Annotated in this window: 21 protein-coding genes; 17 read left to right on the plus strand and 4 right to left on the minus strand. The window is 29.3% G+C overall.

Going from position 1 to position 23,145, the window contains the following annotated elements; translation table 11 throughout:
* Nucleotides 1-45 precede the first annotated feature (45 nt).
* A complete protein-coding gene (locus L8W56_RS03555) occupies nt 46-2,073 on the plus strand; it encodes a capsular polysaccharide biosynthesis protein (RefSeq protein WP_263659461.1) in 2,028 nt (675 codons plus the stop codon).
* Nucleotides 2,070-3,248 (plus strand): capsule biosynthesis protein, encoded by a 1,179-nt coding sequence (locus L8W56_RS03560; RefSeq protein WP_263659462.1) that lies wholly within the window; start codon nt 2,070-2,072, stop codon nt 3,246-3,248. Before L8W56_RS03555 ends, L8W56_RS03560 begins: the two co-directional genes overlap by 4 nt.
* On the opposite strand, the gene L8W56_RS03565 is transcribed toward L8W56_RS03560, so the two are convergent.
* Nucleotides 3,245-4,753, minus strand: a complete 1,509-nt coding sequence (locus L8W56_RS03565; RefSeq protein ID WP_263659463.1) for an SGNH/GDSL hydrolase family protein — start codon at nt 4,751-4,753, stop codon at nt 3,245-3,247. The two genes, L8W56_RS03560 and L8W56_RS03565, sit on opposite strands and share 4 nt — an antisense overlap.
* 164 nt (nt 4,754-4,917) lie before the next feature.
* Between L8W56_RS03565 and L8W56_RS03570 the strand changes: the two genes are divergently transcribed.
* From L8W56_RS03570 to L8W56_RS03580, 3 genes are read left to right on the plus strand one after another with little or no spacing between them, the layout of a single operon-like run.
* Entirely contained in the window at nt 4,918-6,048 is a 1,131-nt protein-coding gene (locus tag L8W56_RS03570) for a DUF829 domain-containing protein (protein WP_263659464.1), read from the plus strand.
* Nucleotides 6,049-6,057: 9 nt separating this feature from the next.
* Nucleotides 6,058-7,431, plus strand: coding sequence for a cytochrome P450 (locus tag L8W56_RS03575; RefSeq protein ID WP_263659465.1), 1,374 nt, complete (start codon nt 6,058-6,060; stop codon nt 7,429-7,431).
* Nucleotides 7,428-7,781, plus strand: coding sequence for a membrane protein (locus tag L8W56_RS03580; RefSeq protein ID WP_039627957.1), 354 nt, complete (start codon nt 7,428-7,430; stop codon nt 7,779-7,781). Before L8W56_RS03575 ends, L8W56_RS03580 begins: the two co-directional genes overlap by 4 nt.
* On the opposite strand, the gene nusA is transcribed toward L8W56_RS03580, so the two are convergent.
* Nucleotides 7,778-8,869 carry a transcription termination factor NusA gene (nusA, locus tag L8W56_RS03585; RefSeq protein ID WP_220566265.1) on the minus strand — a complete coding sequence of 364 codons (1,092 nt, stop codon included), beginning with the start codon at nt 8,867-8,869 and terminating at the stop codon, nt 7,778-7,780. The two genes, L8W56_RS03580 and nusA, sit on opposite strands and share 4 nt — an antisense overlap.
* A 123-nt stretch (nt 8,870-8,992) precedes the next feature.
* On the opposite strand from nusA, the gene L8W56_RS03590 reads away from it, so the two are divergent.
* Genes L8W56_RS03590 through L8W56_RS03615 form a run of 6 tightly spaced genes read left to right on the plus strand, consistent with a single transcriptional unit; the run spans nt 8,993 to nt 13,182 of the window.
* Nucleotides 8,993-9,235, plus strand: coding sequence for an HP0268 family nuclease (locus L8W56_RS03590; RefSeq protein ID WP_070255886.1), 243 nt, complete (start codon nt 8,993-8,995; stop codon nt 9,233-9,235).
* Nucleotides 9,232-10,530 carry a tRNA (N6-isopentenyl adenosine(37)-C2)-methylthiotransferase MiaB gene (miaB, locus tag L8W56_RS03595; protein WP_220566266.1) on the plus strand — a complete coding sequence of 433 codons (1,299 nt, stop codon included), beginning with the start codon at nt 9,232-9,234 and terminating at the stop codon, nt 10,528-10,530. Before L8W56_RS03590 ends, miaB begins: the two co-directional genes overlap by 4 nt.
* The gene (locus L8W56_RS03600) at nt 10,514-11,137 is read left to right on the plus strand and encodes a lysophospholipid acyltransferase family protein (protein WP_220566267.1); all 624 of its coding nucleotides are present in this window, start codon (nt 10,514-10,516) and stop codon (nt 11,135-11,137) included. The genes miaB and L8W56_RS03600 overlap by 17 nt, the downstream gene beginning before the upstream one ends.
* Before the next feature lie 5 nt (nt 11,138-11,142).
* Nucleotides 11,143-12,108, plus strand: coding sequence for a hypothetical protein (locus tag L8W56_RS03605; protein WP_133319440.1), 966 nt, complete (start codon nt 11,143-11,145; stop codon nt 12,106-12,108).
* Nucleotides 12,105-12,659, plus strand: coding sequence for a hypothetical protein (locus L8W56_RS03610; RefSeq protein ID WP_220566268.1), 555 nt, complete (start codon nt 12,105-12,107; stop codon nt 12,657-12,659). The genes L8W56_RS03605 and L8W56_RS03610 overlap by 4 nt, the downstream gene beginning before the upstream one ends.
* Complete coding sequence (locus L8W56_RS03615) at nt 12,643-13,182, plus strand: hypothetical protein (protein ID WP_070255897.1); 540 nt, start codon at nt 12,643-12,645, stop codon at nt 13,180-13,182. Before L8W56_RS03610 ends, L8W56_RS03615 begins: the two co-directional genes overlap by 17 nt.
* Here L8W56_RS03615 and L8W56_RS03620 read toward each other — a convergent pair.
* A complete protein-coding gene (locus tag L8W56_RS03620) occupies nt 13,169-13,966 on the minus strand; it encodes a membrane lipoprotein lipid attachment site-containing protein (protein ID WP_263659466.1) in 798 nt (265 codons plus the stop codon). The two genes, L8W56_RS03615 and L8W56_RS03620, sit on opposite strands and share 14 nt — an antisense overlap.
* Before the next feature lie 72 nt (nt 13,967-14,038).
* Here L8W56_RS03620 and lgt point away from each other — a divergent pair, with 72 nt between their 5' ends.
* The 6 genes from lgt to L8W56_RS03650 all read left to right on the plus strand — a co-directional run bounded on the left by lgt (nt 14,039) and on the right by L8W56_RS03650 (nt 22,414).
* Nucleotides 14,039-14,854 carry a prolipoprotein diacylglyceryl transferase gene (lgt, locus tag L8W56_RS03625; protein WP_263659467.1) on the plus strand — a complete coding sequence of 272 codons (816 nt, stop codon included), beginning with the start codon at nt 14,039-14,041 and terminating at the stop codon, nt 14,852-14,854.
* Between the two features lie 77 nt (nt 14,855-14,931).
* Nucleotides 14,932-15,711 (plus strand): fumarate reductase cytochrome b subunit, encoded by a 780-nt coding sequence (locus L8W56_RS03630; protein WP_070255907.1) that lies wholly within the window; start codon nt 14,932-14,934, stop codon nt 15,709-15,711.
* Nucleotides 15,695-17,686, plus strand: coding sequence for a fumarate reductase flavoprotein subunit (locus L8W56_RS03635; protein ID WP_220566271.1), 1,992 nt, complete (start codon nt 15,695-15,697; stop codon nt 17,684-17,686). The genes L8W56_RS03630 and L8W56_RS03635 overlap by 17 nt, the downstream gene beginning before the upstream one ends.
* Entirely contained in the window at nt 17,679-18,404 is a 726-nt protein-coding gene (locus L8W56_RS03640) for a fumarate reductase iron-sulfur subunit (RefSeq protein WP_012661078.1), read from the plus strand. Before L8W56_RS03635 ends, L8W56_RS03640 begins: the two co-directional genes overlap by 8 nt.
* The gene (locus L8W56_RS03645; RefSeq protein WP_263659468.1) at nt 18,382-20,607 is read left to right on the plus strand and encodes a dynamin family protein; all 2,226 of its coding nucleotides are present in this window, start codon (nt 18,382-18,384) and stop codon (nt 20,605-20,607) included. The genes L8W56_RS03640 and L8W56_RS03645 overlap by 23 nt, the downstream gene beginning before the upstream one ends.
* Complete coding sequence (locus L8W56_RS03650; protein ID WP_263659469.1) at nt 20,597-22,414, plus strand: dynamin family protein; 1,818 nt, start codon at nt 20,597-20,599, stop codon at nt 22,412-22,414. Before L8W56_RS03645 ends, L8W56_RS03650 begins: the two co-directional genes overlap by 11 nt.
* Here the strand turns inward: L8W56_RS03650 and L8W56_RS03655 are convergent.
* On the minus strand, nt 22,404-22,988 hold the full coding sequence (locus tag L8W56_RS03655; protein ID WP_133319433.1) for an NAD(P)H-dependent oxidoreductase: 585 nt from the start codon (nt 22,986-22,988) through the stop codon (nt 22,404-22,406). The genes L8W56_RS03650 and L8W56_RS03655 overlap by 11 nt on opposite strands.
* Between the last annotated feature and the right edge of the window lie 157 nt (nt 22,989-23,145).

Genomic DNA, 23,145 nt, shown 5'->3' on the forward strand with positions numbered 1-23,145 from the left:
AGGAAATTTAAATGAAAAAGTTAATATGATTGTAAAACAGTTATTATGAGATTCTATACCACATCTAAAAGATTAAAAGAAAATGCTAAAAATTTTTATAAAATAGCCCTATATCATGCCTATAAAAACATCACAAAAGAAGATTTTTTTGTAGGTTGGGGTAGAAAAAAGTCAGGTTTAAAAGCTGTAGAACTAGCTAAAAAGTATAATATAAAATTTTTACTTTTGGAAGATGGTTTTTTGCGCTCATTAAATTTAGGTGTAGAAAATAGTCCAAGTTTTTCTATCGTCAAAGACGATATAGGAATTTATTATGATGCCACAACTCCATCTAAACTTGAAAATATTTTAAATACTTATGAATTTGACTCTAAAGAGTTAGAACAAGCAAAAAAGGCCATAGAGCTTATAAAAAAAGAAAAGCTTAGCAAGTATAATAATAATCTTTGCGTGCCAAAAGAGTTTTTTTATACTAATGAAGAACGCGTATTGATTATCACTCAGGTGGCAAATGATGCTTCTCTTAAATTTGGTTTAGCTGATAGTTTTTCAACTCAAGATATTATAAATGAAGCTATCAAAGAAAATCCAAATGCTAAAATATACATTAAAATTCATCCTGATGTATTAAGTGGTAAAAAACAAAGTGATTTTGATGTGCAAGATTTGCCAAATAGATGTGTAGTTATAAAAGAAAATTATAATCCTATAGAATTATTAAGTTATTTTAAAAAAGTTTATACGAAAACTTCTGGAATGGGCTTTGAAGCTTTGATGTTGGGATGTGAATGTGTGTGTTATGGCGTGCCATTTTATGCAGGTTGGGGTTTAACTCAAGATAAGCAAGCGTGTAAAAGAAGGCTTAAAAAAAGAACTTTAGAAGAGGTTTTTTATGCTACTTATATTTTATATAGTGAGTATTTTAATCCTTACTTAAATCAAAAAAGTGATATTTTTGACACTATTCATACTTTAGCAAAGTACAAAAAGATAGAACAAGCTAATTCAAATACTTTGTATTTTTTGGGTTTTACTTTGTGGAAGCGTTGGTTTATGAAGCCATTTTTTAAAGCTAAGAATAATAAAATCATTTTTTTAAACTCATTAGATGAACTTTACAAAGCGAATTTAAATCTTGAAGATAAAATTTTCATTTGGGGTAAAAAATATGATAAATTTTTATTAGATAAAGATTTTAATAATGAAATTTTCTTAGTAGAAGATGGCTTTTTACGCTCAGTTTTTTTAGGTTCAGATCTCACACGTCCTTTTTCTTTGATAATAGATAGCAAAGGCCTATATGTTGATCCAAGTAAGTCAAGTGATTTAGAAGATATTTTGCAAAATCACATTTTTGATGAGAGTTTAAAACAAAGAGCTAAAAAGCTCATCATTACCATTACGCAAAATAAATTTTCAAAGTATAATGGCTTAAAACATGAAAAGCTAAATTTTAACACCAATAAAAAAATCATCTTAATCCCTGCTCAAGTAGAAGATGATGCTTCTATGATCTTAGGTGGTGCAGGTTATGATACCTTAAAACTTTTACAAAGTGTAAGAAAGGCCAATGAAAATGCCTTTATAATTTTTAAACCTCACCCTGATGTTTTAAGCGGTAACCGCAAAGGTTTAAAAGATAAAAGCATTATTTTAAAATACTGTGATGAGATTATAGAAAATGTCAGTATAGATAGTGCTATAAATGCTTGTGATGAGGTGCATACTATAACCTCTACAAGTGGTTTTGATGCTCTTTTGCGTGGTAAAAAAGTAGTGGTATATGGTAAGCCTTTTTATGCAGGCTGGGGTTTGACTACGGATTTTCATAAAATTCCAAGACGCACAAGAGTGCTTAGTTTAGAAGAGTTAGTTGCAGGTGTTTTGATCCTTTATCCAAGATATATCCATCCAAAAAGTAAAAATTTATGTGAAGTTGAGCTTGCATTAGATATAATGTTAAAAATGCAAAAAGATTATTTTTCTAAATTTTATTTGCGTTGGTTTATAGATATAAGAATTTATATATTAAGAAAAATAAGAAGATTGATAGAATTTATTTTGATTAGATGAATTTAAGTAAAAAGTTAAAAAAATTTTCTGGTAGAAATGTTTTATTGCTCCAAGGTCCTGTGGGTGGATTTTTTCGTAAAATTGCTACAAGAATTCCAAAAGCTAAGATTTATAAAGTAAATTTTAATGGCGGAGATTTTTTCTTTTATCCTTTTAAAAGCATTAATTACACTAAAAGTTTAGCCGAGCTTGAAGACTTTTATAAAAAGCTTTTTGAAGAAAAACAAATTCAAGCTATCTTGATGTATAATGATTGTAGAAAAGTGCATGAAATCGCCATTAGTGTTGCTAAACAAATGGGTATTGAAGTATGGATTTTTGAAGAAGGTTATATAAGACCAAATTTTATTACTTTTGAAAAAGATGGAGTGAATGCAAACTCCACTTTACCAAGAGAAAAAGAATTTTATCTAAGTCAGAAAAAAATTGATAAAGATTTTAAATTTAAAACTTTCTCAAGCACTTTTAGAAATATGGCCTTTGCTTCATTTTTATACTGGCTTTTTGCTTTTTTATTTTCTTGGTATTTTAATAATTCTTTACATCATAGAAGTTTAAAACTATTTGACTTTTTACCTTGGCTTTGTTCAGTATATAGAAAAAATAAATACAAAATTACAGAAAAAAGTTTAAATGAAAAAATTCTTTCCCTAAAGCAAAAGTATTTTTTGGCTATTTTACAAGTGCATAATGATACTCAACTCTCCCATCATTATAAAAAAACTACAGAAAAATTTATAGAAGAAGTAATCATTTCTTTTGCTAATCATGCCAAAGCAAAGTCATACCTAGTTTTTAAACACCATCCTATGGACCGTGGTTATAGGGACTATACCAAACTTATAGAAGATTTGAGTTTAAGATACAATGTCGAGGGCAGAATTTTATATGTACATGACTTACACTTACCTACGCTCTTAATTAACACAAGAGGTACTATAGTGATAAATAGCACAGTAGGGCTTTCTGCTTTATATCATAATAGTCCTTTAAAGGTTATGGGAAAAGCTTTTTATGATATAGAAGGTTTGACTTATCAAAAAAGCTTGCATACTTTTTGGAAAGAATGCAGGGCGTATAAGCCTGATGCTGTTTTGCACGCTAAATTTAGAAATTATGTGATATATAAAACCCAAATCAATGGAAATTTTTTCAAAAATACTAGTTTAGATTAAATTTTCTTTTTATAGTTTTTTGCAATTTTTTTCAGTTTAAAAGGTAAGCTTAAATAGCCTATTTTAAAAGGGGTTCTTGAAGCTTGCAAAAGTGCATTACCTAAAAGATAAGGCAAGTGTGTTTTGGCTATTTGAGCGTGTTTGTAGTCTGCATAGGCTTTTAGTGGTGGTAGATTTTTTTGATCTTTTTGATTTTTAAAATGATCTTTTTTGACTTTTCTTAATTCAAAAGGTATTTTAAAGCAATCTAAATAACTTTTGCTATTTTTCATGATAGCTTCTCCAAGCTTATAGCTTAGTCTTTCTTTTATCCTTAAGCTAGCTCCATAAAGCCTATTGTTTTGATGGATGAAGATTTCATATTCATTTTTTAAGCCTTTGTGATTTAAAAAACGCAAAAGATTATGATTTTGACTTTGTAAAAAAGTTTGCATATCAAGTTTTTTTAGTTCATAGTATTCTAGTGCTAATTCTTTATAAAATGCTATAGGTGGTATTAAAGAATCATGGGTATTTACAAGATAATTTTTACATTCAATTTTTTTATCATCATCTTTTTCTAAAAGTAAAATTCCTATTAAGTCCACATAATCAAGTCTTGGTGTTTTTTCATTTGCTATGCTTAAGCCCGAACTTTCCTCACTTTGCTTGATAATTTGTGTATTAACATACAAAAAGGTTTGCTCATCACAAATTGCTTTTTCATTTTGTATATCTTGAAAAGTATTGATAAGTCCAAAATTTTTTACTAATTTAAAAGATGAGTTTTCAATGCTTATAGATGATATAGCATGGGTTAATGAACTGGCGTGATTCCAAGTGTGTATGCCTAAGATTTGATAATTTTTGAACTCTTTTGGAAAAATGATTTTTTCATTAGCTTTGATATTTATAGTTTTTTCACAAAAAAATGAGTTTTTATGCTCTATTTTAGTTGAATTTGAGGGCGTAAAGATATGAAATTTTCTTTTTGAGCAAATGATATTTTCTTTAGATTTTTTAAACCTGTGTAAATTTTTAATGATGTTTTTACCAAGCTCTTGCATAGCTAGTGGCATAGGGTGGAATTTATAGTTTTGATCAAAATCATAAAGATTATTTTTTTGGTAGTAAAGATCTACATCGATTAGATTAAAACCATAATGAGTACAATTTTTCCTATGAGCTTCATTGATAGCTTTTGATTTATCATTACAAGCTGGTATGGGGAGTATAAGCACTATAGTAATTTTGTTTGCTTTGTAAAGTTCTTCGTAAAAATAATCAATATTTCTAAGTATAATATTTAAGCTCATAGGGCTTAAATAATCATTGATATTTGATTCGCTGATGAGAAAATCACTGTTGATTATAGTTTTTTTATGGCGTATTAATTCATAAAGATTTTGTAAAGAAGTGCTAAGCCCTAAAGCGTAATTATATAATGTAATGTCTTTATTTTCAAGACCTATCCTAAGACCATTTTTAACTACACTATTACTACCACCTAGTAAGATTACATCCATAAATTCTTTCTTTATTTTTTTAATTTTTATTTATTTTATAAAATATTTTTTAATGAATAATTTCAGAGTAAAAACCCCTCATTTTATCTTTAAATAGGTATTTGACAAAGATAACAACTTTAGCTATATTTTTAAATTCAGTATTAAATTTATTTAGGATGTTGATGGAAAAAATATGCCAAAAAAGAGATGTTTTTTATATAGCTGGTTATGATCCTAGAGGATATAGGCATTATTATGCTATGTTTAAAAAAAATTTAGCTGAGCAGAATATACTTTTAAATTATGATTATACTTTATCAAAAGCTCAAGTTAATATTTATCCTTTTTGGCAAATTCAAACCCCACATACAAGTACTTCTTACACCTTTTTAAGCTGGAATGATATAGTCAAAAAAAACTGGTCAGAGGGTATAAAAGATGCCTTGAGTGATTGTTATAGTTTTTTTAGAATTTATACCATCACAGGACTTTTTTTAAAATTTGGTAAAGAATCCCCACATCAACTTATCACAGGTTATTATCCATTTTTTTATGTGCTTTTGAGTTTGATTTTTACTTTATTTTGTGCTTTTGGAAGTTTATTTTATTTGCAAAATTTTCATATTGTTTTGGGAATTTTAGCCTTTATTTTATCATTAGTGTTTTTACCAAAAATGCTTTATAAATTAGGCAAGAAATTAGCTGTTTTTTGGATAGCTAGAATTTGTTCTTTTTGTGCAAATTGGGAGAAAAATTCTCAAGGTGAACTTGAGTTAAGAATGGATGATTTTGCTAGAGTTATTTTTGAAAAACTAAAAGAAAATGCAAATGATAAAAACTATGAGTTCATCTTAAGCGCACATAGCGTAGGAACTGTGCTTTGCATAAATGTTTTAGCAAAAGTGCTTAGAAAATGTGAAAAAGAAAATGTTTCTTTTGAAAATTTAAAAGTTTTAACTTTGGGTGAGTGTATACCTTTGGTAAGCTATCAAAAAAAATCTTTTGAGTTTAGAAAAGACTTAGAGTATTTGGGAAGTAAGAATTTAGTATGGTATGATTTTACTTCTATTATTGATGGGGCTTGTTTTGCACAAGTTGATTTTATACGCACAAGCGGAGTGAAAACACAATTTAGTCCAAAATACCTTTCGGCTAAATTTCATACCTTATATAAAAACAAAGATTATAAAAAAATCAAAAAAGACAAATATAAAGCACATTTTTTATATTTATTTGCCACACAAATTCAAGGAGTATATAACTTTTTTGAATTTATTATAGGTAAAAATAAATTAGAAGAAAAAATCAAATAGGAGGAAAACATGGGTCAGTGTCCTTTTCATCCAAAGCCTTATAAAAATAAAGCTTCTACATTAACTACTTTTTTACTAAAAAGAAGATCTTGGCTTGATGGGCTTTATGAGCGAAGCTATAAAATGATGATGGGTAGAGTAAAAATGCCTGGATTTGATCTATATGTAGTAAATGATCCAAAAGAAGTTAGACGCATTATGGTAGATGAGGTTAGAGAATATCCAAAAAGCCAACTTTTACATGAGCTTTTAGAACCACTTTTGGGTATAAGTATTTTTACAACTAATGATAGAGTATGGGAAAAGCAAAGAGAACTTTTAAGACCTTCTTTTGAAATGACAAGGATTTCTAAGGTTTTTAATTTGATGAGTGAAGCAGCTTCTGATATGATGGCAAGATTTGCAAAGTATGAAGATAAAGCGATTGTAGAAGTAGATGAAGCTATGACTTTTGTGACTGCAGATGTGATTTTTAGAACTATTATGTCATCAAAACTTGATGAGCAAAAAGGTAAACTTGTTTTAGATGCTTTTGTAACTGTGCAAGAAGAAACAGTTAAAACAGCTATGCGAAGAATGTTTCGCTTTCCAACTTGGCTTTCAAATCTTTTGGGCGAGAAAAAAAGACTTAAAGCAGGTGGAGTTATACGCAAGGTTTTATCAGATATTATAAAGCCAAGATATGATAATGCCCTAAATGATCAAGGAAAATATGAAGATATTTTATCATCATTGCTTATGGTGGTAGATGCAGATACTAGTGAGAGATTTTCTTTTAATGAAATTTTAGACCAAGTTGCCATGCTTTTCTTAGCAGGCCATGAAACCACTGCAAGCTCGCTAACTTGGACGCTATATATTTTAAGTATTTCTCCAAATGAGCAACAAAAAGCTTATGAAGAAATCATGCAAGTTGCGGGTGATGAGGAGTTTAAGATAGAGCACATTAGAGCGATGAAATATCTTACAAATGTGTTTAAAGAAAGTTTAAGACTTTATCCACCAGTTGGCTTTTTCGCTAGAGAAGCAAGAAATGATAACAAAATGAGAGATAAGCTCATCAAAAAAGGCTCAGGTGTAGTGGTAGCTCCATGGCTTATTCATAGACATGATAGTTTTTGGGAAAATCCACATGAGTTTGATCCAAGTCGCCATGAAGATAAAAGCAAGATTAAAAAAGACACTTATATGCCTTTTGGTATGGGAGAGCGTGTGTGTATAGGGCAGGGTTTTGCTATGCAAGAGGCTGTTTTGATTTTAGCTAATATTTTAAGGACTTATAAGTTAGAATTAGAAGAAAATTTTGTACCTGATATAGTAGGAAGACTTACTATAAGATCGGCAAATGGTATGAATATAAGATTTATAAAAAGGCAAAAATGAAAGAAAAATTAGCAGGAACTATACTACTTTGCGCTATCGTTCCTTTAGCGGTGATTAGTTATCTTTTTATTGTTATAGTGGGTACTTTTGGTAATCCTGCTAGGGTTAGACAAGGTGTGAGAGCGCTTGATCATTTTGTCAATGCTACTTTGTTTAATGGTTATGCTTGGGAGTCTTTATCGTCTCATGCTTGGAGAGAGCGTGATAAAAGATGGGCTAAAATAGTTATTAAAATCACAGATTTTTTTGATAAAAATCACTGCCAAAAGGCAAATAAAAGAGAGCAACCTATAGTGGATTTAGTTTTAGAAAGAAAGCTTACCGAACAAACTGTCGGTAAGCAGCTTTAGTTTTCTCCAAATAAAGCTTTAAGGTTTTTAAACGCTTCTTCTTGGTTGTTAGTTTTATCTTCATTATTTACTTCATTAAGTTCTATCTCATATCCAAGAAGCATGCTAGCTAGGCGTATATTGATACCACTTTTTCCTATGGCTTTGCTTTTTTGTTCGCTATTTAGCGTTACAATAGCCTTTTTATCTTCAATACTAACTGAGTTTATAATGGCTGGAGCTAAGCTTCTTGTGATTAAAATTGCCATTTCATTAGAATACTCAATGCAGTCAATATTTTCATTTTTTAATTCTTTGCTTACAGCATTGATTCTAACTCCTTTTATACCCACAGTTGCTCCTACTGCATCAACACTCGGGCTATTAGCTTGCAAGATGATTTTTGCTCTCTCGCCTGGAATTCTTGCACTTGCATAAATATTTATAAGACCATCTTTGATTTCAGGAACTTCAGCTTTTAATAAAGCTTCTAAAAATTTAGGGCTAGTTCTACTAAGCTCCATTCTCATACCCGATTTATCAATATATACATGTCTAATAACAGCTTTAATCACATCGCCTACTTTAAATTTTTCACCTTTGATACGATTTTTTCTAGGCAAATATGCACGAAACTCATCAATTTCTACATAGGTATTTTCTTCACTATCTACTCTTACTACGCTACCAAAAACCATATGTCCTACCATTTTTTGGTATTTTTCATAGATTTTTTCTTCTAAGAGTTTTTGAATGTTATATTCTAATTCTTTATGTAAGATATTTACAGCAGTACGGCCTAAATTTTCCAAAGAACATTCATAAGTTAGCTCATCGCCAATTTCTACATCTTTAGCTTCAGCCCTTGCTTTACTTAAAGCGATAAAATGCTCATTTTTATTTTCTAATCTTTCATCATTATCAGCTACTACGATGATTTTTTGATAAAGTTGCAAATTTTTACCTGAATCAACAAAAAATTCATATTTATCGCCATAAATTTTCTTAGCAGTATTAATAAGTGCTTTTTTAACTCTTTCTCTTACATCTTCTATTTGTAAATTTTTCTCATTAGCAATGGATTCAATTATATCTGTGATTTTTTCCATAATGACAATACAACCTTAATTTTGGATTTTAAAAGTTTGAAGAATAAAATTATATCTTTAATAAGTTTAATTAAAAGTAAAATTTGCTATAATTTCAGATTAAAAAAACTTGAGGATGATGATATGGACTTAAAAATAGCAAGAACCTCTGTTGATGAAAAGCCAAAAAGTATAAGTTTAGAAAGTATTGAAAAGGCTGTAGATAAAGAAGGTCAAAAATTTTTCTATTTTGATAAAGATAATGCCCATAAGCAATTAATCGCTTTAGTAGAGCATTTTGAAAAAAAGGGAAAATGTGTTTATCATAGAACAATCAAATATGGTTTAGATGATGCAGATTTTATGTATGAGGTACATATTCTTTGAGTAAAAAACTTTTTATACAAACTTTAGGTTGTGCTATGAATGTGCGTGATTCAGAGCATATGATAGCTGAACTTAAAGAAAAAGAAAATTATGAATTAACTCAAGATGCAAAAGAAGCAGATTTGATTTTAATCAATACTTGCTCGGTGCGTGAAAAGCCTGTACATAAGCTTTTTTCAGAAGTTGGAAGTTTTGAAAAAATCAAAAAAAATGGAGCTAAAATAGGAGTTTGTGGTTGCACTGCTTCACATTTGGGAGATGAGATTTTTAAGCGTGCTCCTAGTGTGGATTTTGTTTTGGGTGCTAGAAATGTTTCCAAAATCACAAAGGCCGTAAATACTCCAAAATTTTTAGGTAATGATATAGATTTTGATGAGAGTAATTATGCTTTTGCAGATTTTAGAAATAGCCTTTATAAGACCTATATTAATATCTCCATAGGTTGTGATAAGCATTGTACTTATTGTATAGTGCCTCACACAAGAGGAGATGAGATTTCTATACCTTTTGAGATTATTAAAAATGAAGCATTGAAAGCTGTTTCTAAGGGTGCTAAAGAGATTTTTTTACTAGGACAAAATGTTAACAATTATGGCAAAAGATTTTCTAATGCTCATGAAAAGATTAATTTTTCAGATCTTTTGGAAAAGCTAAGCGAAATTGAAGGTTTGGAGCGTATCCGCTTTACAAGCCCACATCCATTGCATATGGATGATAGATTTTTAGAGGTTTTTTCTAAAAATCCTAAAGTTTGTAAGTCTATGCATATGCCTTTGCAAAGTGGTTCAAGTGAAATTTTAAAGGCTATGAAACGCGGTTATACTAAAGAGTGGTATTTAGATAGAGCATTGAAACTTCGTTCTATGTGTAAAGATGTGAGTATTTCTACTGATGTGATTGTGGCTTTTCCAGGTGAGAGTGATAAAGACTTTGAAGATACCATGGATGTACTTGAAAAAGTGCGATTTGAGCAAATGTTTTCTTTTAAATACTCTAAAAGACCGCTAACTAAAGCTGCAACTATGCCAAATCAAATTCCTGATGATATAGCTTCAAAACGCTTGAGTGTTTTGCAAGCAAGACATACAGAAATTTTAGATGAAATTGTTGTAAAACAAAAAGATAAAGAATTTGAAGTTTTATTTGAAGAATTAAGAAGTGAAGGTTTTGTAGCAGGTAGAAGTGATAATAATTTTTTGATTCAAGTTAAAGGCAGTGAAGAGTTATTAGGACAAATGAAAAAAGTAAAAATCACCAATCCTAGGCGTATGGTGTTAAATGGCGAAATCCTTTAAGATTAATCTTTTAGCTTTTGGAATTTTTTTATTACAATGGCTAATTTTTTTAACTTGTAGAAAGGTTTATTTAGGGCAAAAGCTTCCAAAAAGATCATGTGTGATACTTTTTTGGCATGGGCGTCTTGCTCTAATGCCTTTTGCTTATCGTAAAATGGGTATTAAAGGAAAAAAAGCTTATGTGATGATTTCACACCATAAAGATGGGGAGATCATTGCTAGAAATATTGCTTTTTTTGGTTTGGATACTTTAAGAGGTAGCACAAGCAAAGGTGCTTTGGCTTTATTGAAACAATCTTTTAAAATTTTAGATCAAGGCGATGATGTGATTATCACTCCAGATGGGCCAAGAGGACCTTATCATAGTGTTTCAGATGGTTCTGTGATGATAGCTTTAAAAAAAAATGCTCCACTTTTTTTGCTAAATTATGAAGCAAGTTCTTTTTGGGAATTTAAAAGTTGGGATAAAATGATCTTACCTAAGCCTTTTTCTAAGATTACTTATAGATTAAGTGAAGAAATCAAAATACAAAATTTGAATTTAGAAGAAGCTAAAGTATTGATAAAAGAAAAATTTGATATGATAAATCAAATAGATAAAGGATAAACACCATGTTATCTTTTTTTAGAAAGTATATTTTACAGCTTTTAATTTGTATTTGTTATGATGAAAAACAATACATTATAAGATGTCATACTTGGAAAAAATCTCAACCAGTTGATACTTTTGAAAAAAGTTTTGAAGATAAAGAAAAAGCAATAGAATATGTTAAAAATTTAAGTAAAGACTTTCAAATTTATTATATTTGTACTTTTTTTACACCTATTGCTCAAGGTGTAGTGCCAAGTTCAAATTTTAAAGAGCTTTCTAATTTTGGAGTAGAAGCAAATAATGTTAAATGTATTCCTTTTAATAATGCTTTGTTGTATGTTTCCAATCAATCTTTGAGTTCTTATAAAGAAGATTATGAGGCTTTTGGTGGTTTAGATTTGCTTTACTCGCCTTTTTCTTTGCTTTATCATTGTATAGCAAATAGAGGTTTTGAAGAAAAAATAGGCCTTTATGTGTATAGATATCATGATTTTGTTGCGATGTTAATTTGTAAAAATGAGATTATATTATTTGGAAGTTATTTTAATATAGCTAGTCAAAATTATGACGAAGTTGATTTTTTTGATGACATTAAAGAAGAATTTGATTTGCAAATTGATGATGAAAGCCAAGAAGAAGAAAATGAACAAAATTATGATTTAAAAAGTTTAGAAGAGATGAGTAAAGAACTTGATAAGCTTGAAGATTTAGATGAGAATGAAGAACAGCTTCCTATGGAATCTTTAGAAAATTTTAGTTCAGATATGAAAATGATAGAATACATCATTTCAAGTGTAAAAGAATTTTATCATAATCCTTTGTATGATAATAGTTTTTTAGAAGAAATTGTAATTTTTGATGAGGAAAGTTTTAGTGCAACCTCGCTAGATTATTTAGAAAATGAGCTTTTTATAAAGCCAAAAGTAGAGCTTATAGATACTTTAAATTTGATGAATGAGCTTGTAGTTAAGGATTTGAAGCTATGAGATATAGTTTAATAAAGCCGAAGATAAAACCAGTTTTTAATCTTTTTACTAGAATTTGGATTTATTTTACTAGTATTAGTGTGTCTTTGATTTTTGTGGTGTTTATTGTTGTTGTTTTTAAAAGCTACTACGCATCTGTGCAACTTGATGATAAGAAAAAAGAATTGGCTCAAATCATAGCTCAAATTAATTCCAATAAACTTAAATATCAAGAATTAGTAAGACAAAATAATAAAGCAGAAATGATTTTAGGGGATTTAGAACAAGAACGAGAGAATGGTAAAAATAAAGTTTTATTAAAAAGTATTCAAAACCTTTTTACTTTAGTGCCTAAAAATATATCTTTAGATGAGGTTTTAATGGAAGATAGGTCGCTTATTTTAAGAGGTATTACACCTACTAAAGAAATGTTTGCTTTGTTGTTAGAAGCCCCATTAAGAAGTATTTTTTCAAATTCTCAAACAAGCTATTATCAATTAGAAAATGGGTGGTATCGCTTTGTTAGTGTAAATATTACTATACCAGAGGAAATGTATGAACAAAAAAGATAAGAGCTTAGAAGAAGCTGATATATTAAAGATATTGATTTACTCTTTTTCATTTGTTGCACTTTGTGCAATATTGATTTTATTCTTAATTGTACCCTTTTTGAAGGATTATAAAATCGAACATTCCAGATTAGCCGCTCAACAAATTCAAAACACCAAAGCATTAAATGAATTACAAGCTTTGGAAAAGGTTATTAGAGATTTTCAAAGTACAAACGCGCAAAATTTAGCTCAAATCAATGCGGAATTTTCTCAAAAAGAATTAATGGATTTTATGAAAAATTATTTTGATGATGTTAAAATAAATCTTATTCCTATTAAAAAAAGACAAGAATATTTAAAATATCAATTTGGAGTTAGCGTAAAGATGAAAAATCCACAAGCTTTTTATTCTTTTTTAAATGATTTACAAAGATATAAAAATTTAATAGAAATAAGTACGCCTGTTGAATTTAAATCAGAAGAAAAACACATTGATCTTAAATTTAGAATCAAAGTGTTTCATGCTTTAGCTATTCAAAAATAATTACTTCATTATTTTGATAAGGAGAGATTTTTTCTTCCTTTTTACTATCTTGTTTTATATCTTGAGCTTCTAAATTTTCTTGTACTTTTGATTCTTCCTTAATTTCTTTTATATTGGTTTTTAAACTAGAAGTGATTTCTTTGTAAAAAGCAATAAAAACTTTATCAATTTCCAAAGCACTAGCTGCAAGACTTTCATTTACTTGGGTTGGGACAGCACTATAAACTTGTCTAAAACTTTCTATACTTGCTTGACCTTTTATAGGATAGTTTAAAATAATAGGATCATTTAATTTTGCAGAGCTTGTTGTGCTTTGGAAAGTATCTTCTTGATGCAAATTATTTAAATGACTTTGAGCTTCTAAAATAATCATAAAAGAAGATTCTACACTATCGCCTCCAAGACTTGAATTTCTTGTAACTTTATCCTCATATAAGTTAGCACTGATGGTAATATTAAAAACATAATCAGGATTTTCATTATCTATAGTATATCCTTTACTTTCTAATAGTGCTTTACTATCTTTAAATAGCTGTTTTTTTAGTAATTCTAGGCTTTTATTGATTCTTTGATTTAGGGTGGATTGTTCAAAATAAGAACTATAAAAAGTATTTTTAATAATTTCTATTTCATTGATTTTAACTTTTGGGCTATTTTCTTTTGTATTGTTATGTTCTTCAAAAGAACTTTTAAAACTTGGCATAGAAATATAATAAGTTTTTTGATTACCAGTGCAAGCACTTAAAAATAAAATTATGCTAAAAAATAATAATATTTTTTTCATTTTCTCTCCTTGTTATTTTTATAATTATACAATTTTTTGCTATATTATGTGTTTTATTATAAAGGCTTTTTTATGGAATTTTGGCAAAATATTTATGCAAATTTTGATGTAGTGGCTTTTGAAATTTTTGGTTTAAAAGTGCATTGGTATGGTATTATGTATGTATTAGCCTTACTTGTTGCTTTAATGGTTGCAAAATACTATGCTATTAAAGACAATATGGGAATTTCAAAAGCTATGCTTGATAGTTATTTTATATGGGTGGAAATTGGTGTAATTTTAGGTGCAAGATTGGGTTATATTTTAATTTATGATGCAAATACTTTATGGTATCTTACGCATCCTTGGCAAATTTTTAATCCTTTTTATAATGGAGAATTTGTAGGAATTAGAGGTATGAGTTACCATGGTGCTGTTATAGGATTTTTAATAGCAACTTATGCTTTTTGTAAAAAAAATAAACAAAATTTATGGAAATATTTAGATTTGGTTGCTATTAGTGTGCCATGTGGTTATATTTTTGGGCGTATTGGAAATTTTTTAAATCAAGAGCTATTTGGTAGAACTACGGATGTACCTTGGGGTATTTATGTAGATGGGGTATTGCGTCATCCTTCGCAACTTTATGAAGCATTTTTAGAAGGTTTTATAGTTTTTATCATTTTATTATTGATAAAAAAATATAAAAAATACAATGGAGAGCTTATTGCTTATTATACAATTTTTTATGCTTTAGCACGTTTTGTTTGTGAGTTTTATAGAGAGCCTGACTTTGGTATAGGCTTTGTTGTTTTTGGTATGAGTATGGGTCAAATTTTAAGTATTATAATGTTTTTATTAGGACTAATTTTATCTTTTTATTTAAGAAATATTAAAAAAAATTTATAAATTTTTATTTTTTTTAAGAATAAAAGTTCTATAATTGCTCCGATATTATAAATTATCAACTTTTTAAAGGAGTAAATATGAGCCAACTCATTGAAGGTTTTTTAGGCAAGAGTGTTGATGGCAAAAAAAGTAAAATGCCAGCAAAACTTGACTATATTCAAAGTGCAACAGGCTTGATTTTAGGCTTGTTTATGTGGGCACATATGTTTTTCGTTTCTACCATTTTGGTTAGTGATGATTTTTTTGATTCAGTAGTTCACTTTTTGGAACTAAAATTTATCATTGATAGCCCTATGATGAGCTACATCACTTCTTTTTTAGCCGCCTGTGTTTTAGTGATTTTCTTTGTGCATGCAGGTCTTGCAATGAGAAAATTTCCTATCAATTTTAGACAATATCAACTTTGTAGAACACATTTAAAATATATGAATCATGGTGATTCTTCTTTATGGTGGGTTCAAGCTGCAACTGGTTTTGTAATGTTTTTCCTAGGTTCAGCGCATTTGATTTTTGTTATAACTAATGCAGATAAAATCAGTGCTGATATGTCAGGCGATAGAGTGGTAAGTCATTTTATGTGGTTATTTTATATTGCCTTATTAATCTGTGTTGAGTTGCATGGAAGTATTGGTTTATATAGATTATGTGTAAAATGGGGTTGGTTTGAAGGTAAAGATGCAAAAGAAAGTCGTAAAAAACTTAAAAAAGCAAAATGGTTTATTAGTATTTTCTTCTTAGTTTTAGGTGTGTTAAGCTTAGCTGCTTTTGCAAAAATAGGTCTTAATAATTACCAAAACAACTCTGTAGCGCAAATAGTAAAAACTTATGATGGAGCTAAATATGAACATACAATATAGTGATGCTTTAGTTATTGGTGGTGGTCTTGCAGGTTTAAGAGCTGCTATTGAAGTTGCAAAAAGTGGTCAGAGTGTAACTTTATTAAGTATTTGTCCGGTTAAAAGATCTCACTCAGCTGCTGTGCAAGGTGGTATGCAAGCAAGTTTAGGAAATAGTGTAAAAGGCGAAGGTGATAATGAAGATGTGCATTTTGCTGACACAGTAAAAGGATCTGACTGGGGCTGTGATCAAGAAGTAGCTAGAATGTTTGCACAAACTGCTCCAAAAGCGGTTCGTGAGCTTGCTGCTTGGGGTGTGCCTTGGACTAGAGTTACAAAAGGACCTAGAACTGTTGTTATAAACGCTCAAAAAACTACTATCGAAGAAAAAGAAGAAGCACATGGTCTTATAAATGCAAGAGACTTTGGTGGTACTAAAAAATGGAGAACTTGTTATATAGCTGATGCAACAGGGCATTGTATGTTATATGGTGTGGCAAATGAAGCGATTAAACATCAAGTTAAAATCATCGATAGAATGGAAGCAGTAAGATTAATTCATGATGGTAAAAAATGTTTAGGAGCTATTGCTAGAGATTTAACTAATGGAGAATTAATTGCTTATGTTGCTAGAGGAACTATGATTGCAACAGGTGGTTATGGTAGAATTTATAAACAAACTACAAATGCTGTTATTTGTGAAGGTACAGGAGCTGCTATTGCACTTGAAACTGGACTTTGTAGACTTTCAAATATGGAAGCAGTGCAATTTCATCCAACTCCAATCGTGCCAAGCGGTATCTTACTAACTGAAGGTTGTAGAGGTGATGGTGGTATCTTAAGAGATGTTGATGGTTACCGCTTTATGCCTGATTATGAACCTGAGAAAAAAGAACTTGCAAGTAGGGATGTTGTAAGTCGTAGAATGATGGAGCATATTAGAAAAGGAAAAGGAGTAAAAAGCCCTTATGGAGATCATTTATGGCTTGATATTTCTATCCTTGGTCGTGCTCATGTTGAAAAAAATCTTCGTGATGTTCAAGATATTTGTAAAACATTTAATGGTATTGATCCTGCTGATGAGGGTCCAAAAGGCTGGGCGCCAGTTTTACCTATGCAACATTACTCAATGGGTGGTATTAGAACAAAACCAACCGGTGAAAGTCAATGGCTGAATGGTCTTTTTGCATGTGGTGAAGCAGCTTGTTGGGACATGCACGGATTTAACCGCTTGGGTGGAAATTCATGTTCAGAAACTGTTGTTGCAGGTATGATCGTGGGAGATTATTTTGCACAATATTGTAAAGAAAATGGTTCAGAAATTGATACAAATATCGTTAAATCTTTCCTTTCTAAAGAGTATGATTACTTAAAATCTCTTGTTAGCAAAGAAGGAAAACATGATGTATTTGAAATCAAAAACAGAATGAAAGATATTATGTGGGAAAAAGTAGCTATCTTTAGAACAGGTCAAGGTCTTGAAGAAGCGGTTAAAGAACTTGAAGAGTTATATCATAAATCACTTGATCTAAAAGTGCATGATAAAGAATTAAAATGTGCAAATCCAGAGCTTGAAGAAGCTTACAGGGTTCCAAGAATGCTAAAAATTGCTTTATGTGTTGCTTATGGTGCGCTTTTAAGAACAGAAAGCCGTGGGGCTCATTATAGAGAAGATTATCCAAAAAGAGATGACTTAAATTGGATGAAAAGAACAAATACTTACTGGGTAGAAGGTGAAAGTATGCCTAGAGTTGAGTATGAAGATCTTGACATTATGAAAATGGAAATCCCACCTGCATTTAGAGGTTATGGTGCTAAAGGAAATATCATTGAAAACCCATTAAGTGAAAAACGCCAAGCTGAAGTTGATGCGATCCGTGAAAAAATGGAAGCAGAAGGCAAAGGTAGATATGAAATTCAACATGCTTTAATGCCTTATGAATTACAAGCTAAATTTAAAGCGCCAAATCAAAGAATAGGAGTTGATTATGAGTAGAAAATTAACAATAAGAGCATTTAAATATAATCCATTAAGTAAAATTTCTAAGCCTCATTTTGTTACTTATGAGCTTGAAGAAACTCCATTTATGACGATTTTTGTGTGCTTAACTCAAATCAGAGAAAAAATGGATGCGGATTTGAGTTTTGACTTTGTATGTAGAGCAGGGATTTGCGGAAGCTGTGCTATGATGATTAATGGTAAGCCAAAACTTGCTTGTAAAACATTGACAAAAGATTATCCAGATGGCGTTATAGAGCTTATGCCTTTACCTGCTTTTAGACATATCAAAGATTTGAGTGTTAATACAGGTGAGTGGTTTGATGGTATGTGTAAACGCGTTGAAAGCTGGGTACATAATGAAAAAGAAACAGATATTTCTAAACTTGAAGAGCGCATTGAACCAGAAGTTGCTGATGAGACTTTTGAACTTGATCGTTGTATAGAGTGTGGAATTTGTGTTGCTTCTTGTGCGACTAAGTTAATGAGACCTGACTTTATCGCAGCTACTGGGCTTTTAAGAACAGCTAGATATTTACAAGATCCACATGATCACAGAACCATAGAAGATTTTTATGAATTAGTGGGTGATGATGATGGTGTGTTTGGATGTATGTCTTTACTTGCATGTGAAGATAATTGTCCAAAAGAACTACCTTTACAAAGCAAAATCGCTTATATGAGAAGACAGCTTGTCGCTCAAAGAAACAAATAATCCTAGCCCCCAAGAAAAGGGGGTTCTTAAAACCTTACTAAAACAAATTTGGCAAAATCATAGCGTTTATCTTGATACAAATACACTTTTTGATGAAAGTTTAATTGATGCTCAAAAAGCAGCAATTATTTTAAGTACTAATCTTGATAATTATGAAAGATTTAGCGCTTTAAATGAATTTAAAAATTTGATGAAAAGTTTAAATTTACGCTTAGATCTTTATGGTATACAGTATGCACAGGTTTGTTTTGTTAATGCTTTAAATTTGGGAATTTTAGACAAAAACGAGCTTTTAAAAGCCTTGGAAAAACTTCAAAAAATCACCGATAATACTTTAATATGTGCTTTTGTATCTAGGCAAAAAGTTATTCAAAAAGATTACAAGCAAGAAGTTAAAAACTCACATCAAACACTAGATCTCATTAATCAAAACTTACAAGAGCTTTGCGAGGATGAAAAAGCTCAAAAACTCTTACAAGAAGCTTTGGTTAAATTTGGTAATATTGATTTTTCTATCGCAGTAACGGGTGTGGTAAATGCAGGTAAATCAAGTATGCTAAATGCACTTTTAAAAAAAGATTTTTTAGGTGTATCTAATGTGCCTGAAACTGCAAATTTGAGTGTTTTAAAATACGGCAAAGACCAAAAAGCTAAGATATATTTTTGGAATGATGAAGAATGGCAAGATATTTTAAAAAGCTCTAAAGATAATCAAGATATGCAAGAGCTTATAAAACAATTAGAGCAAAATTTTAATCTAAATGAATATATTGAAAAAGAAAATAAAAATATAGAAATAAAAATTGAAGAATTAAAAAATTATACTAGTGCAAAAAACAAAATCTCAGCACTTATTAAAAAAATAGAGCTTTTTTCATCGCTTGATTTTTTAAAAGATAATGTTTGTATAGTTGATACTCCAGGACTTGATGATGTTATTATCCAAAGAGAGCTTTTAACAAAAGCGTATATAAGCAAGGCTGACTTTTTAATCCACCTTATGAATGCTTCTCAAAGTCTTAGTCAAAAAGATTGTGATTTTATTATAGAATGTTTGCTAACTTCAAGGGTAAGTAAGCTTTTAATTGTGCTTACTAAGGCTGACTTGCTTAATCAAAAAGACTTGCAAGAAGTAATTAACTATACTAAAAATAAACTCAAAGAAAATTTAGCACAAAAGCAGCTTAGCCAAGAATTATTAGATAATTTAGATTTTGTGTGTATTTCTTCAAAATTAGCTAATGATTTTTATCAAAAAAAAGGTGGAAATTTAGAACAAAGTAATATTTTAACGCTAGAAGAACTTATAGCTAAAAGCTTATATGATAAAAACAAAATTGCTCTAAGTGCTTATAAAAAAGAATTATTATTACATTTAGAAAAAATAGAAGAAAAAATTAAATTTTCTAATAAAATGCTAAATTATGAAAACTTTGAGCTTGATAAGCAAAATCAAGCTATTGTTAATGATTTTAAAGCAAAAAAAGAAAAATTAATGCAAGTAAAAGCAGAACTAAGTGCTATTTTTAACACAAAAGATGAAAATACTCAAGAAATTTTAACACTTTTGCATTTACTAGCTAAGAAATTAAAAGAAAAACTTATAGATGAGCTAAAATATAATCAAAATAATAAAATCAAAAACAACACTCAAAGACTAAATATTATCATTGATACGACTTTAAAAGATGGAATTTTTGATCTTTTAAGAGAGCTAAAACAGCAAAGTGAGTATAAAATTAATGAGCTTAAAAACACTCTAAGTGTGAAATATGATTTTTTAAAAGCTGTTTTAGAGCAAAATTGTGATGATTTTAAAAGTAAGGTTGAAACAAAAATAGAAAGCATTTTTACCAATGATCTTTTTATGACATTAAAAGCAGGACTTTTAAAAAATTTAGAATCCACGCAAGATATTTATAAACTAGAAAGCTCTTTAGAAAATCAAATTTTAGAAAAATTACAAACATTTAATATAGAAAAAATCGCCCTAGATTTAAAAAATAATCAAGAATTTTTTACTAATTTAGAATTTAGTTTAAATTTATACGAAAAAGAGCAAGAAGAACAAATCAAAGACTTAAAAGACTTGATTTTACAAATAGAACAAAACGAGCAAAACTCCAAAGAACTTTTAGAAAAAAATAATACAAAATTACAAAGTTTAAAGACTTTAAAAACGGAGCTTTTAAATGCAAAATGATTTGATTAATGATTTTTTAAAAGCTTATGAAAATGCTTATTGTAAAAGCTTTGATGATAGTTTTGAAGGAAAAATCTTAGCAATCAAAAATGCATTTTTAGAACCAAGCTTGCATTTAAATGATGTGTTTTTAAAAGATCTTGAAATGATTATAGCTAGCTATAAAAGAGCCATTAATGTGGCTATCATAGGGCAATTTTCCAGCGGTAAATCCACGCTTTTAAATTTGATTTTACAAAAAGAATGCCTGCCAACAGGTGTGGTGCCAGTGACTTTTAAGCCCACTTTTTTACGCTATGCTAAGGAATATTTTTTAAGAGTTGAATATGAAGATGGTAGCGATGAGATTGTTGATATAGATGAGCTTTCTAAATTTAGCGATCAAAGAAATGAGCTAAAAGAAACTAAAAGTCTGCACCTTTTTGCACCTATTGAGCTTTTAAAAGATATCACACTTATAGATACCCCGGGTTTAAATGCAAACACCACCGATACGCTAACTACTTTTAAAGAGCTTTCTTTTATGCATAGTGCTATTTGGCTTAGTTTGATTGATAATGCAGGTAAAAAAAGTGAAGAAGATGCCATAAAGGCAAATGCTAAGCTTTTAGAGCGTGGTGGAATTTGCGTGCTTAATCAAAAAGACAAGTTAAGTCAAGATGAGCTAGAAAATGTTTTAAATTACGCTCATTTAGTTTTTGATAAGTATTTTGAAAAAATCATCGCAATTTCATGCAAAGAAGCAAAATTTGATTTGCAAAAGTCAAATTTACCTTTGCTTTATGAGTATTTAAAAGAACTTGATTATGAGCGTATTAAAAAAGATTTTGTTAAAGAAAAACTTAGTAATTTATGCGAGCTTTTGTCAAATCAATATGATTTATTTCAAAATGCGCTAGAGCAATTAGAGCTTAAATTTAATACTATTTTGCAAACTTTCAAAGTAAGCAAGCTAGAGCAAAAAATAAAAATTTTAAATCATAATTGTTTAGATAAATTAAAACTTGTTGGAGAAAAAATTTCTCAAGAAATTTTAAAATTTATCAAAGAAAAAGATAGTAATTATTACAAGGAAGCCAAGGGCTTATTTAAGAAAAATCTTTATGAAAAAGTTGCTTATAAAGCACCATATATTTCAAGTGATGATGCGTTTTTGGCTATGTTTTATAACTCTGAAGCAATGAATAAAGAATTTAAAAGATTAAAAAATGAAATCACTTTAGAATTTAGTCAAATCAAAGATGATTTTTCTTTGTTTTTTACTCATTTAGAAGAGCAAATTTTACTTTTTAAAGCTCAATTTTCAAATTTACAAAAAGAAAATGCCTTAGAAAGTGAAAAAGAATTTGCTAGTTTTAGAAGCTTTGCTAGTGCTAGCGAGGAGCTTTTTTTAAAAGAATTTAAGCAATTATTATTTAAAAGCCAACTTGAACTTGATCTATTTTTAGAAAAGCTTAATCTAAAAGCTTTAGCAAATTATGAAAGTGCTACTAAACTTACTTTGGGATTTTTTAGTACTAAAATGAATGCAAGTAAAGAATTTTACGAGCTTGATAGCACTGAGTTTAGCTTGTATCATCCTAAAGCAAGTGAAGTACATCAAAGAGTATTAACCGAGCTTAATGTATATGAATTTGAAGATTTGCTTTTAAATAAGCCTGTAGTTTTAAAAATTTATAAAAATTATATGCAAAGTTTTGTTGATTTTATTGAGACTAAAAGACAGATTATTTTGAATTTAAAAAGTGAATTTGAGGCTAAAAAATCAATGATTTCTAGCATCAAATCCCAAATTTCTAAGCTTTAAAAATTTTTTCTAAGTGCGCTTTATAATTTGTGAAATATTCTTGTACTTGAGGATTTTTGATTACATCATTGGCTATAAAAGTAGGTAAAGCACTCATTCCTAAAAACTCATGTGCTTTGTGAAAGTGTAAATACACTCCATCAACTCCGGCTCCATTAAAGAATTCATTCTCATCATCAAAAGCTTGCATTGGAGCATTCCAAGTTAGTGAAAGCATGTATTTTTTATTTTTTAAAAGCCCACCTGTGCCATAATTTTTAGTAGGTTCATTATGACTTCTACCATCGTTTTTATAAAACACTCCATGCCCTGCTGTGAAAACATCGTCAATGTATTTTTTCACTATCCAAGGCTCTCCCATCCACCAACCAGGCATTTGCCAAATCAAAACATCAGCATTTAGAATTTTTTCTACCTCATCGTTTGTGTTATAACCTTGATCTATGTGTGTTTGTTGGGTTTGTAAACCAAGCTCTTGTAAAGTCTTAAGTGCAAGCTCATGCAAGCTTGTGTTTAATCTTCCTTTGGAGTGTCCAAATTCTTTTGCACCATTTAATAATAATACTTTTTGCATATTTTTCCTTTTTATGTTTTTTTAAAATTATAATTTAACTATAACTATATTTCAATGCTGAAGTTTATGTAAGATACTATATTATAAGAAAGTTTAAAACAAATATGTTACTTTTTATGATTGATTTTTTTAAAATAATACAAAAATAGTATTATTT

The organism is Campylobacter sp. IFREMER_LSEM_CL1085 (genome assembly GCF_025772235.1).
Classification (GTDB): Bacteria; Campylobacterota; Campylobacteria; order Campylobacterales; family Campylobacteraceae; genus Campylobacter_D; species Campylobacter_D lari_D.

Coding starts and splice junctions, on each gene's coding strand:
- L8W56_RS03615 (WP_070255897.1), top strand. CDS start 12,643: ATGAACAAAAAAGATAAGAGCTTAGAAGAAGCTGATATATTAAAGATA.
- L8W56_RS03635 (WP_220566271.1), top strand. CDS start 15,695: ATGAACATACAATATAGTGATGCTTTAGTTATTGGTGGTGGTCTTGCA.
- L8W56_RS03560 (WP_263659462.1), top strand. CDS start 2,070: ATGAATTTAAGTAAAAAGTTAAAAAAATTTTCTGGTAGAAATGTTTTA.
- L8W56_RS03620 (WP_263659466.1), bottom strand. CDS start 13,966: ATGAAAAAAATATTATTATTTTTTAGCATAATTTTATTTTTAAGTGCT.
- L8W56_RS03555 (WP_263659461.1), top strand. CDS start 46: ATGAGATTCTATACCACATCTAAAAGATTAAAAGAAAATGCTAAAAAT.
- L8W56_RS03580 (WP_039627957.1), top strand. CDS start 7,428: ATGAAAGAAAAATTAGCAGGAACTATACTACTTTGCGCTATCGTTCCT.
- L8W56_RS03605 (WP_133319440.1), top strand. CDS start 11,143: ATGTTATCTTTTTTTAGAAAGTATATTTTACAGCTTTTAATTTGTATT.
- L8W56_RS03630 (WP_070255907.1), top strand. CDS start 14,932: ATGAGCCAACTCATTGAAGGTTTTTTAGGCAAGAGTGTTGATGGCAAA.
- L8W56_RS03610 (WP_220566268.1), top strand. CDS start 12,105: ATGAGATATAGTTTAATAAAGCCGAAGATAAAACCAGTTTTTAATCTT.
- L8W56_RS03570 (WP_263659464.1), top strand. CDS start 4,918: ATGGAAAAAATATGCCAAAAAAGAGATGTTTTTTATATAGCTGGTTAT.
- L8W56_RS03650 (WP_263659469.1), top strand. CDS start 20,597: ATGCAAAATGATTTGATTAATGATTTTTTAAAAGCTTATGAAAATGCT.
- L8W56_RS03590 (WP_070255886.1), top strand. CDS start 8,993: ATGGACTTAAAAATAGCAAGAACCTCTGTTGATGAAAAGCCAAAAAGT.
- L8W56_RS03655 (WP_133319433.1), bottom strand. CDS start 22,988: ATGCAAAAAGTATTATTATTAAATGGTGCAAAAGAATTTGGACACTCC.
- L8W56_RS03640 (WP_012661078.1), top strand. CDS start 17,679: ATGAGTAGAAAATTAACAATAAGAGCATTTAAATATAATCCATTAAGT.
- L8W56_RS03600 (WP_220566267.1), top strand. CDS start 10,514: ATGGCGAAATCCTTTAAGATTAATCTTTTAGCTTTTGGAATTTTTTTA.
- nusA (WP_220566265.1), bottom strand. CDS start 8,869: ATGGAAAAAATCACAGATATAATTGAATCCATTGCTAATGAGAAAAAT.
- L8W56_RS03565 (WP_263659463.1), bottom strand. CDS start 4,753: ATGGATGTAATCTTACTAGGTGGTAGTAATAGTGTAGTTAAAAATGGT.
- L8W56_RS03575 (WP_263659465.1), top strand. CDS start 6,058: ATGGGTCAGTGTCCTTTTCATCCAAAGCCTTATAAAAATAAAGCTTCT.
- lgt (WP_263659467.1), top strand. CDS start 14,039: ATGGAATTTTGGCAAAATATTTATGCAAATTTTGATGTAGTGGCTTTT.